At 60.1% G+C, this 10,618-nt stretch carries 10 protein-coding genes and 1 pseudogene; 4 read left to right on the top strand and 7 right to left on the bottom strand.

The annotated features are described in order from the left end of the window. Positions 1-13: 13 nt before the first annotated feature. Both H6B51_RS14590 and H6B51_RS14585 read right to left on the bottom strand, forming a co-directional pair. On the bottom strand, positions 14-307 hold the full coding sequence (locus tag H6B51_RS14590) for a hypothetical protein (RefSeq protein ID WP_335342174.1): 294 nt from the start codon (positions 305-307) through the stop codon (positions 14-16). A gap of 10 nt (positions 308-317) precedes the next feature. Continuing rightward, a complete protein-coding gene (locus H6B51_RS14585) occupies positions 318-1,382 on the bottom strand; it encodes a MarR family transcriptional regulator (RefSeq protein WP_204884383.1) in 1,065 nt (354 codons plus the stop codon). Between the two features lie 405 nt (positions 1,383-1,787). Here H6B51_RS14585 and H6B51_RS14580 point away from each other — a divergent pair. Continuing rightward, a pseudogene (locus H6B51_RS14580) lies at positions 1,788-2,063 on the top strand (metal-sensing transcriptional repressor). A gap of 193 nt (positions 2,064-2,256) precedes the next feature. Here H6B51_RS14580 and H6B51_RS14575 read toward each other — a convergent pair. The 4 genes from H6B51_RS14575 to H6B51_RS14560 all read right to left on the bottom strand — a co-directional run bounded on the left by H6B51_RS14575 (position 2,257) and on the right by H6B51_RS14560 (position 6,649). Next, positions 2,257-2,877 (bottom strand): hypothetical protein, encoded by a 621-nt coding sequence (locus H6B51_RS14575; protein ID WP_204884382.1) that lies wholly within the window; start codon positions 2,875-2,877, stop codon positions 2,257-2,259. A gap of 77 nt (positions 2,878-2,954) precedes the next feature. Next, positions 2,955-4,277 (bottom strand): S-layer homology domain-containing protein, encoded by a 1,323-nt coding sequence (locus tag H6B51_RS14570; protein WP_204884381.1) that lies wholly within the window; start codon positions 4,275-4,277, stop codon positions 2,955-2,957. 27 nt (positions 4,278-4,304) lie between these two features. After that, complete coding sequence (locus tag H6B51_RS14565; RefSeq protein ID WP_204884380.1) at positions 4,305-4,730, bottom strand: helix-turn-helix domain-containing protein; 426 nt, start codon at positions 4,728-4,730, stop codon at positions 4,305-4,307. Positions 4,731-4,954: 224 nt separating this feature from the next. Then, entirely contained in the window at positions 4,955-6,649 is a 1,695-nt protein-coding gene (locus H6B51_RS14560) for an S-layer homology domain-containing protein (RefSeq protein WP_204884379.1), read from the bottom strand. 156 nt (positions 6,650-6,805) lie between these two features. Between H6B51_RS14560 and H6B51_RS14555 the strand changes: the two genes are divergently transcribed. From H6B51_RS14555 to H6B51_RS14545, 3 genes are read left to right on the top strand one after another with little or no spacing between them, the layout of a single operon-like run. Continuing rightward, positions 6,806-7,516 carry a serine/threonine-protein kinase gene (locus H6B51_RS14555; protein WP_204884378.1) on the top strand — a complete coding sequence of 237 codons (711 nt, stop codon included), beginning with the start codon at positions 6,806-6,808 and terminating at the stop codon, positions 7,514-7,516. Next, positions 7,513-8,442: a zinc-ribbon domain-containing protein gene (locus H6B51_RS14550; RefSeq protein WP_204884377.1), complete on the top strand. Its 930-nt coding sequence runs from the start codon at positions 7,513-7,515 to the stop codon at positions 8,440-8,442. The genes H6B51_RS14555 and H6B51_RS14550 overlap by 4 nt, the downstream gene beginning before the upstream one ends. 4 nt (positions 8,443-8,446) lie before the next feature. Next, entirely contained in the window at positions 8,447-9,715 is a 1,269-nt protein-coding gene (locus H6B51_RS14545; RefSeq protein ID WP_204884376.1) for a zinc ribbon domain-containing protein, read from the top strand. Between the two features lie 81 nt (positions 9,716-9,796). Here the strand turns inward: H6B51_RS14545 and H6B51_RS14540 are convergent, their stop codons facing one another. Then, entirely contained in the window at positions 9,797-10,210 is a 414-nt protein-coding gene (locus H6B51_RS14540) for a hypothetical protein (protein WP_204884375.1), read from the bottom strand. Positions 10,211-10,618 lie beyond the last annotated feature (408 nt).

Raw genomic sequence — 10,618 nt, 5'->3', positions numbered from 1 at the left:
AGTGGCCATCCTGTCAATGCACCATGGCTGCGGTGACCATGCACCATTTCAGCGGTCTGGGTGCACCATTCGTGCGGTCTAAAGGCACCGTTTCAGGCGGCGTATTCAATCCAGAAGGGACCGCCGGCCGCCGCGCTCTGGTCGCGCTCTTGCTGGCCTCATTCAAAATGATGGACAGATCCCACGCTTTCTGACTGCGGGTGGTGCTGGCAGGGTCAGCCACCAGGATCTGCTCATTCTTCACGCCCCGTAGGACAATGAAGTGGCCGCTGGAGGTAAAATGCCCCTTGGTCATCAGGGCGACCACCAGCTTGCCCTCACTGAGCGCGTCCACGATCCGCTGCGGTTCGGATGCGGAGCACCCCTCTACACTCACCCTTTCCATCGTCGGATAATGGATATAACTGATAGGAGCAACGGTGACATTGAGAGCACGCAACCCCTTGCCGCTCAAGAAGTTGCAGGACATTCTGCGCCACATTGTCCATGAACGCTTTTGAAACGAAAAGCAGTCTCGTTGGGCCGCAGGCGAAACGCTCCGCCGCCTCTGGCTCTGCGTCGGGTGGAAGGAACTTGATGTTCAGCGAGAGGGCTACCTCCGCCTTGTCCACCATGACATCGGAGATTTGGAACATGGTGGAGAGATAGTTTTTCAAGTAGATGACCGTCCCGTGGCGTCCTGGAAAGGTCACCAGTGTAATATGGCCCAGCCGGGAGAGCTTCTTCAGCACCCGGCCAACCGTCGCCTTCGAGATCCCCCAGCGGGCGGCGAGATCCGCATAGGACACCAGCGGCTTCCCGCTCCCGTTTCGGAAATAGGCTACCGGCCCGGTAAAGGAACCCTGTACCCGTTCATCATTGTAGACCGCCGAGATCCAGAGATCCAGCAGGATGTCCATTTCCGAGCATCTGCCGACGCTGATTAAATCGGTGGCCGTTGACACGGGGAGAAAGTAAAAGCCTGTGTCCTTTTGGCAGGGGCAGTTATAGTCCAGGACGGTGTTATGCCGCCGCCAGTCCTTGATCTGATAGCGCACCAGCTTGTCCCGCCCCAAAATCTTGTAGTCGATCAGGTGGTCATCCTGAAGCCCGTCCAGGACGTCAAAGATGCGCCGCTTTGTTCGGAGTCGCAGCCATTCTGACAGTTCCTTAAATGTGCAGACCCATTCGCCGGGATAAATCGTGTAGGTGATGCCATCGATCCGCCGGTAGGAGGTGCGGAAGTTGGCGTAGGAGCAGAGGACGGCATAATAAAAAAGGCCGGAGCATCCGTTGTTGGTTCGGATGCTCCAGTCGGCGATGAGCGTTTGGATAAATTCTCGATGTACCCGGCAACGGGGATAATCCACGAGCTGCTTGATTTCAACTTGATAGCCTAACATGAGGAAGCTCCTTTCAGGGTAGTTCCCCCACAAGCAAGATGGCTTGAAAAAGTGCATAGTTACATGAAGAAACACATTGCAAGCGGGATGATTTCTGCTAATTTTCTGCTAATCAAGGGTGTGCTAATTCTTTGCTAATCAGCAGTTTTTCATCCCGACGACACGCCATGATACAAAATATGCACAAAGAGAAACTTGCATCAAAGACTGTTTTGTGTTAGTATTTCACAATAAAATGTGTAAGGATACTGCGGAACACGGTGGTTCATTGGCTCAACCTCACTCCTAAGCGGGATGTAGTGCGTTCGAGTCGCGCCGGGGGTGCCAGAACAGCGCCAAATCTGCCATGACTGGCGGTTTGGCGCCTTTTTTAAAGCGGGCCAGGGGCCCGGGAGGTGAACCGCCATGAAACAGTGTATGGACGCGGACAATCTGCACCGCCGCCTGCGGAAGATCATTGGCTAGGTCCAGGCCATCGACCGGATGGTGGACCAGGATATCCCCTGTGACGATGTGCTGGCCCAGATCAACGCCGCCAAGTCCGCCCTCCACTGGTGCGGCCAAGTGGTGTTGGAGGGCCATATCAAGCACTGCGTGCTGGACGGCATCCAGCACGGCGACGCGGACAAGACCATTGAGAGCTTTACCAAGGCGGTGGAGCGGTTCTCCAACATGGGGTGACCAATGGAGCCGGGTTCATCAAACGCCAGCGGGGCTGTTGCATCATTTTGCAACAGCCCCGCTTTTTATCGTCTGGTTCTTTCTTTGGGCCTGGAATGACAGGCATCTTTTTGTTCACGGTAGGTCCCACTGTGGGAATGATGGGCGTCTACAGGACTGCCTATGTAACGGATTGGCGCCCCGCCGCATTCCCTTAGACGGCCTCGTTGGTCAGGGTCACCTCATAGACGTAGTCGTAGTATTCCAGTTGCTCCTGACCGCCATTGGCCTGGTAGTCATACTGGGCAAAGTCCTCGTTGAAGGCAAACTGGACGGTGACGGTCTCCCAGTTCTCCAGCCGGGCGGGAGGGACCACGGCGTAAAGATAGATCGTGCGTTCAGCCTGAGGTTGGACCTTGCCGCCCGAGAAGCACCGTGCGCTTCCCTCATAGAGATCTGTACCGTCGAAGGTGAGACGGACGTCCATATAAAATAGGTTCAGGTCCTGCTCAGAGGTGTTGGCCAATATGGCGTCCAGCCAAAAGAAGGCGGTGTTTTCCCTGCTGGCCACGTAAGAGATCCCGTCCTCGGTCATTTTCTCGCCGCCGTCCGTCCTGCCTATGGTGATTTTCGCAAAATCCAGAGAGATGGTGTCGCCGGGGGCCATGGGGGTGGACGCAGTTGGGGTCCGGTCTGGCCGGGGAGTCTCCGTCAGAGGGGTGGATTCCAGGACCGGAGCGGCACTGGGTGTGGGGGCGGGGGTCCCGCCGCCGCAGGCGCATAAAACCAGGGCCAGGGCCAGACATAGGGACAGGGGGAAGCGTTTTCTCTTCACTGTGGTTTCCTCCTTCGATTTGGCTGCGCTGGGGGAGAGGGTCTGCGAAAAGGGCGCGGTCTTTGTCCGGCGACAAATCAATAGAAGCAGTTGCTCAGGGAGTCGCCGGTAAGGGTGGTCTTGGTGCCGTCCATGTACTCCAGCACCACCTTATTGATGAGCAGATACCGGGTCTGGTCATTGTACCAGGTGTTTTCCCAGTAGGTGACCAGGAACACATCGGGATACACATCGGCATTGACTGGTTCCAGATTACCGGTAAAGGAGTTGTAGAAGGTGGGGCCGCTCTGGATGCCCACCATATAATTGTTGTCCCAGCCCTGGCCATAGGGGTCCTGGGGTACCAGCACCTTGTAATTACCGGAGGAGGTATTTAGCAGGTCGGTGGAGGCGGACACCTTGGCGATGGGGCCGGTGACGTAGCAGTCAGCCTGGGAATAGCCCCGGATCTCGCACTCCAGGGGATCCCATACCCCGTTATAGGGAGTGACGTAGAAGTGGGCGTACTTGATGGTTTTGCTGGAGTTGTTCTGCCAGGCGATGCTGAAGTCCACACCGCCCACAGAGTTGATCTCCTCGATCACGGGCTGGGTGCGGATGCGGATGGGAGTGCTCCGGGTGACGGCGGCGGGGCGGGTGCGGGACCAGCCCTGGGACAGGTAGGTGCTCACCTGATTGGGCAGGACGGATACCTTTTCGTACCGGCTCTTGTAAAGGATCACCGGGGTGGCGGACATGGTAAAGCTCTTGCGCAGGGAGGGGTTCACCATGCTGGACAGGATCACCGCCACCTCGCCCCGGGTGATCTGCTTGAAGGGGGCGAAGGTGCCGGCCTGGTCGGTGCCGGACAGAACGCCCGCCCGGTAGAAGCGGTAGGCCGCCTGGTAGTAGTTGGCGTCGGCGGGGATGTCGGGGATGGAGTTGTCGGCGATGGTATTTTTGGCGGCCAAGGCCTCGTCAGGGAATGCGTTGGACAGGATCATGACGAAGGCGGCCCGGCTGATCTTGGCGTTGTAGTCGGTATAGGTGGAGGAGATCCCGTTGGCCACGGCGTAATCCACATAGGGCTGGTACCAGGGAGAGCCGGCGGGGAAGGAATCACCGTTGCCCTGATAGATGGAGTGGAGCCGGGCGGCGATGGTGATGGTTTCGGCAATGGTCAGCTGGCCGTTCAGGTTGAACAGGGCCCCGCCGCCCCCCTGCATCAGACCGTACTCATAGGCCGACTGGACGGCGCTGGAGTACCACTGGCCGGAGGCCACGTCGGAGAACATGCCGGCGGTATACGTATTGTTCTTGGTGAAGTTGGACAAGCCGGGGGTGGCGGCCAGGGCGGCGCCGGGCAGCAGGGCCAGGGCCAGGGCGCAGGCCAGCAGGGCGGACAACAGACGTTTCTTCATGAAAATTCCTCCTTCGCTTGGGGTGGGTCAAAACAGGGTTTTCTCGTTTTCCTCAAAGAGCTTTTCGTTGATCTCCGCCAGCGCCTGGCGGTGGAGCACGCCATAGGTGATGATGGAGTCCCGGCGGTTCCTGGGGTAGAGGGGGGCGTGGCAGGCCTCCTTCAGCAGCTGCTGGGTCTCCTCCAGGGAGAGCTCCAGGCAGACGCACAGACAGAGCAGCCGGTCCCGGGAGGGGTTGCGGCGGCCGGAAAAAACCTGATGGAGGTAGACCTCGCTCATGCCGGCCTTCCTGGCCAGCGCCGCCTTGGTCATCCCGCTGCGCTGAAAGTAGACTATCAGAAACTCCGCCGCGCTCTGGTTGGTGAAGCAGTCCTCGTTTTGGCTGAGGTAGGCGTCCAGATTGGGCTGGGACATGAGCTCAAAGCTGAGATCGCCGGTGGATTTTTCCTTCATGGAGCACCTCCTTGCTTGGGGACCGCTCAGATGCGCGGTCGTTGGGGCTGTCCGCAGGGGCCGGGCGGCCACAGGCCGCCCCTACCACAAGGTTGAGCCCGGTTTCGCGGACGCTGGGTTTATTGCCCGCAGGGGCGGGGCTCCGTCCCCGCCCGCCGGGCCGGATTTGCATACGTCACGTTTTTGCCTGTAGGGGTGATTACCAATCGCCCGCCGCACCGATTTTATTTCACCTGATCGTACAGCCGCATCATGGTGATGATGCACTGCTCTCTGGAGTAACCCACGGCGGGGGAGAAATTGTTGCCGCCGGTGCCCTCCATGATCTTGGCGGCCTGGACCTGGCCCACGCTGTCAAAGGCCCAGGAGGAGATGGAGGCATTGTCGTTGAAGGTGGGGGCGGAGGCGGAGATGGGCTTGCCCAGGGCGTCCGACAGCCGGGCCAGGATGGTGGCGGCCTGCTCCCGGTTCAGAGGATCATTGGGGGAGAAGTTGTTGCCGCCGGTGCCGTTGACCACCCCCAAGGCGGCCATTTTCTCCACGTTGGGGTCGCTGGTGTCGGCAAAGGTGAGCCGGTCGGTGATCTCGGTGCCGGTGACGGTCTCGTACATGGCCACGGCCAGGGCGCAGAACTCAGCCCGGGTGGCGGTCTGGGTGTACTTGCTCTGGAGGGAGGCGGGGACGATGCCGGCGGAAATGGCGGCGTTCACCTGCTGGGCGGCCCAGGAGGAGGGCTGCTCCACAGGCACCTGGGTGACGGTGCCGTTGACCACGCCGTTGTCCACCAGCTTGCCCTGGACGGCCAGGGTGCCGCCCTCAGCCACGCTGATGACGCCGTTGTTGGTGAGGGTCACGTCCTTGGGCACGGTGAGGGTGGCCCCGGCGGGAATGGTGATCCGGGCGTCTTTGGGTACGGTCAGGTCGGAGGACAGGGTAAAGCTGCCGTTGACCACGCCGTTGAGGCTGCCGTAAACCAGCCAGCTGCCGGAGCCGGACAGGTTGGTGTCCTGCACGGAATTGGTCAGCAGGCTGCCGTTGGGGCCCACCTGGGCCAGGCCGGAACTGGTGATGATGCCGTCAGAACGCTGGCTGCCAGTCCCGCCGATGGCGGTAAGGGTTCCGTTGATGACGGACAGCTGGCTGTTGCCGAACTCGGCGTCAACACAATTTGCAAAGATGCCATCGCTGATGCCATCGTTACCGGTGCATACTCCGCCGGTAACATCCATGGTACCGGCGTTGACAGAGAGGGTGAAATCCATGAGCGTATGGACATAGAGCCCCGTGGTGTTATAGGAACCCACACCGCCTGCAATGGAAAAATTGCCCCCGTTTACATCAATCTTAACCCCGGTCAATTCTTCCTGCATGCCCAAGCTGTTGACATACACGCCGTAACTTTCACCGTAGTCTCCTGTGGCGGTTCCGCCTTTTGCAATCAAATGACCGCCGGTGACAGACAGACTGGAGGGCGTATTGCGCCCGGAGATCACCAAGCCGGGACAAATGCTGCCCATTCCGCCGGAGGCGGTAAGGGTCCCATCACCGGTGACGGTAAGGCTGCCGTCATTGATGAAGATGCCAATGCCGCTGGTATCCTGGATCTGAGAGCCGGTGGCGGTATTGGTGCCCACCATCTGAATGGTCAGGTCTCCCACGGCGTAAATGGCGGCGTTTTCATACTCGGTGACCACGGAGCCGGTCAGATTGGCGTTGTTCAAGGTCAAAACGCCGTCAGCGTAGCTCCAGCCGTTGCCGGAGACCGTCTGGACGATACCCTGGTTGATGACGGTGGTACCCCCCACAATCAGGGTTGTCAGGGGAGCGCCGCTTCCCGCTCCAAGGGCGGTAACGGGCAGCATGCCCAGGATCAGCACGCAGGCCAGCAGGGTGGACAGCAGTTTCTTTTTCAGCTTCATTTTTCACATCTCCTTACCTTTCCCCAGGGCTGAGGCCCCAGCGCCTGACCGTCCCAGCCCTTGACTTTACATTTGCGCCAAAATTATATATACTTAATGTACAACATTTTTCAGCTTAAAACAATAAGCTAATTGCATAGTATACAAACATTGGGGATGATTTCCATATACGCATGGCTGTCGAAGGCGCTGGCGGAGGAGTATCAGGAGCTGCGCCTTATCAAGGAGGGCCCCCGGGGGAGCGTCCGGCGCATCCGTCACAGGACCTCAGGAAAAGAATTTATCCTCCGCCGGTTCACCGGCAACCCGGAGGTCTATCAGAAGCTGCTGGACTACACCTGCCCCCATCTGCCCACCATCTATGAGGTGGCCAGCCGGGGGCAGGACAATCTGGTGGTGGAGGAGTTTGTCCGGGGGGACACCCTGGGTAGCCTGCTCCAGGGAAGCCTGTTTACCGTTGAGGAGACCAAGCGGATCGTCAGGCAGGTGTGCCGGGCCCTGTGGGTGCTCCACTCCATCGGGGCGGTCCACCGGGACGTGAAGCCGGAAAACATCATCCTCCGGGACAGGCAGGCGGTGCTCATCGACTTTGACGCCGCCCGGTTCCACAAGCCGGAGAACCAGAACGACACCCAGATCCTGGGCACCGTGGGCTTTGCCGCCCCGGAGCAGTACGGCCTGTCCCAGAGTGACATCCGCACTGATATCTACGCCCTGGGGGTGCTCATCAACGTGATGCTCACCGGGGAGCACCCCTCCCGGGAGCTGACCCGGGGCAGGCTGGGCCGGGTGGTGGACCGGTGTACCCACGTCAACCCCCAGCGGCGGTATAAAAATGTGCTGCGGCTCATGGAGGCCCTGTCGTGAGCGGGCCGTGGGCCCCCTGCCCCCACTGCGGGCGGCCCGTCCCGCAGCAGGCCGCCTTCTGCCCCTACTGCGCCCGGAGCGTCCGGGACAAACAGCCGGTCCCCATCCCCGTCCGCCCCCGGCGGCGGATCCCCCGGAGGCTGCTGATCCCCCTGCTGGCCCTGGCCGCCCTGGCCCTGTGCCTGTGGCTGGGCCGGGAGCGGAAGGTGAAACTCTACTTCGGGGTGGACGACACCGGGATGTGCATCGTAAACAGGGACACGGTGAACCAGTACCTGCCCCAGGTCAGGATCCTCAGCTTCGGCGGATTCAATCACCCGGACCCCACCCTGGAGGAGGCGCTGACCGTGTGCTACCAGATGGCGGTGCTGGTCACCCACCAGGGCAGGGAGACGGCGGGGAATGAATGGAGCAGCTTTGACGCTACCCGCGGCAACCCGGGTACCTGCTATCTGCTGCTGTTTGACAGCAACTTCCACCTGATGGCCTATTTCCTGGGACAGCCCCGGCAGGCGGGGGAGGGCCGGTGGGAAATGGAGGTCACCCTGTGCGATTACGACGTGACCCCCCTGTACCAGACCCAGCTGGCCGCCTTTCAGGCCGACCGGGATCAGGTGTTTAGCAATCCCATCCCCCCGGAAGAGCTGTCCGGCCTGGAGGCCGCCTGGTACATCAAGGGGAGCAGCTCTGGCCGCACCGGGATCCTGCTGGAAACCGACAGCCAGGCCTTCCACCTGTGGGCCCGGTACCGCAGCCCCTGGCGGGAGAGCTGGTGCCGGCCCATCGGGGAGCTGGCCGGGGACCTGCCCACAGGCAGCCGGTGGATCTGCTATCTGCTGCTGGATGAGGACTGCCAGCTGCTGGGCTATACCATGGTAAACGGCCACAACGCATACCTCCTGGGCCGGCTGGCGGAAAGGACGTGAGCACATGACAGAACGAAAATGCCCCCACTGCGGCGCCCCCCTGGCGGAGGACGCATCCTTCTGCCCCCACTGCGCCAGAGATGTCCACAAGAGGAAACCGGCGGGGAAGGGGGTGCCGCTGCGGAAAAAGCTGCTGCTCACCCTGGCGGCGCTGGTGGTGCTGGGGGCCCTGGGCGGGACCATCTGGTGGTTCAACCGGCCCTATGTGCCCCAGGAATACGACAGCGGCGACACCGGCCAGGTGATCTACACCGTGGATGGGGTGGACTACCAGCTGGTGGTGGCCTGGGCCAACAGCTTTACCGAGCCGGCCCCCTACATTTCCCAGAGCGGCAGAGCGGATGAAATGACCCGGTGGCCGTCCAGGTTTTATGTCAATCACACGGAGAGCGGGGAGGATGCCTGGCCGGAGTTCCAGGCCTATGTGGCCTCCGTGGCGGTGGAGGTGGAGCAGGACCCAACGGGAACCAGCGAGCTGGTGGCTGGAGAGCCCCTCCACTGGGACGACTACGACCCCAGGGCCGCCCTTATTTCCACTCTGGATTTCACCGGGGACTGCGGCTCCCCCCAGGTGGTGTGGACGGTGACCATGACCAACGGAGACGTGGTGCGGGTGCGCCAGACCATCGATGTGGCCCTCATTAACACCCTGGTGTATGACTGGCGGGACTACCCCATGGAGACCATGGAGGAGCTCCAGGCTCTGGTGGATGAGATTGACCAGAGCGTCAACTGGCAGGATGAGGTGGTGATCTACCTGCCTCCGGTGACCTATGAGGGGGAGCTGTATTTGAACGGCATATCCCACACCATGTACGGCTGCGACGACGGCACTGGCCGCACGGTGTTTACCGGCACCGTCCACGTAAACACCCAGAACGCCTACTGGCTCAATTTTTTTGAGGATATCGACTTTGTGGGGGACGGCTCCGGGACGGCTCTCTCTTTTGAGAAGAGCGGCCGGGCCACCAACTGCACCTTTACCGGCTGGGACACGGCGGTGGTGGCCCTCAACGAATCCTGGGTGAACGTCATCGGTTGTACTCTGGAACACAACAACGTGGCCTTCCACTACAACAGCGACGGCCAGAGCGCCAACCACTCCATGTACAACGACAATGTGTTTCGGAATAACGGTACCGCCGTGCTGCTGGACAGCGTGCCCACCGACATTGCGCTGGATTTCCAGGGTACCCTGTTTGAAAACAACGGCACCGACATCGACAACCGGTGCGGCCACCCGGTGGACGACTCCCAGGCGGTGTTTCAGTAGGGTCAGGACCAGATTTCCGCCCGGTTACCCTCAAAACGGCAGAAAAAAGGACGTGCCGTAAGGCACGTCCTTTTTTGCTGCTTAGAAATATTTCTTGACACCCTCGGTGGCCAGGGACTCGTCGGCGCTGATGGTGACAGTGAACTTGATGTTGTTGTCGTCGGAGAACTTGCTCAGCCAGTCCAGGAAAACCTCCACGCTGTGGTCGGCGGGGTCCACACCCACGATTTTGGTGAGGCTGTCAATAAAAATATGGGTAATGTCGTAGTTGCCGGCGTACATGCCGCTGATGAAGCCCTTCATGAAGTCGAAGTTGCCCATATCGTAGTGGCTGGCTTCCACCAGACGGATCTTGGAATGAATATCGTAAGTCAGCTTATTGCCGCGCTCGATACATACCACATTACCATTTTCGCTGTGTACAGCGGAATTAATGAGTTCGATCATCTGCTTGGTCTTACCGGTGCCCTTGACCCCCATGATCACTCTCACCATAAGAAATCACTCCTTCATAGTCAACCGGGAGGATCCCCCGGCCTGGTGCATTTATGTTACCATTTTTACCGGGCAATTGCAACTGATTTGCGGCAGTTCACAAAAAATTCCCGAATGGAGCCGTACTTTTTGCCGGTCAGGGCAAAAACGGTGGGTCTGCCGCTTTTTTCGCGGCAGACCCGTTTTCTGTCATCCTTCGCCCTATTTGATTTGCGGGCGGCGGAAGTGAATCCCGCCGCCCTTCGGCGCAAAAGCGCCGTCCCGCCTGGGGCGGGTCCCCTGGGCAAGCCCAGCCTAATCCGGTACTTAACCCAGTCTGGCCTCCAGCTCGGCCTTCTTGTCCTCGTAGCCGGGCTTGTTCCCCATGGGAGCCAGCTCCCATGGGGGCCCCTGGATTTGATTTGCGGG

The organism is Pseudoflavonifractor phocaeensis (genome assembly GCF_016901955.1).
GTDB lineage: Bacteria > Bacillota > Clostridia > Oscillospirales > Oscillospiraceae > Flavonifractor > Flavonifractor phocaeensis_A.
This window is presented reverse-complemented; position numbering and strand designations above follow the sequence as displayed.

Coding starts and splice junctions, on each gene's coding strand:
- H6B51_RS14585 (WP_204884383.1), bottom strand. CDS start 1,382: ATGTTAGGCTATCAAGTTGAAATCAAGCAGCTCGTGGATTATCCCCGT.
- H6B51_RS14570 (WP_204884381.1), bottom strand. CDS start 4,277: ATGAAGAAACGTCTGTTGTCCGCCCTGCTGGCCTGCGCCCTGGCCCTG.
- H6B51_RS14565 (WP_204884380.1), bottom strand. CDS start 4,730: ATGAAGGAAAAATCCACCGGCGATCTCAGCTTTGAGCTCATGTCCCAG.
- H6B51_RS14560 (WP_204884379.1), bottom strand. CDS start 6,649: ATGAAGCTGAAAAAGAAACTGCTGTCCACCCTGCTGGCCTGCGTGCTG.
- H6B51_RS14555 (WP_204884378.1), top strand. CDS start 6,806: ATGATTTCCATATACGCATGGCTGTCGAAGGCGCTGGCGGAGGAGTAT.
- H6B51_RS14545 (WP_204884376.1), top strand. CDS start 8,447: ATGACAGAACGAAAATGCCCCCACTGCGGCGCCCCCCTGGCGGAGGAC.
- H6B51_RS14540 (WP_204884375.1), bottom strand. CDS start 10,210: ATGGTGAGAGTGATCATGGGGGTCAAGGGCACCGGTAAGACCAAGCAG.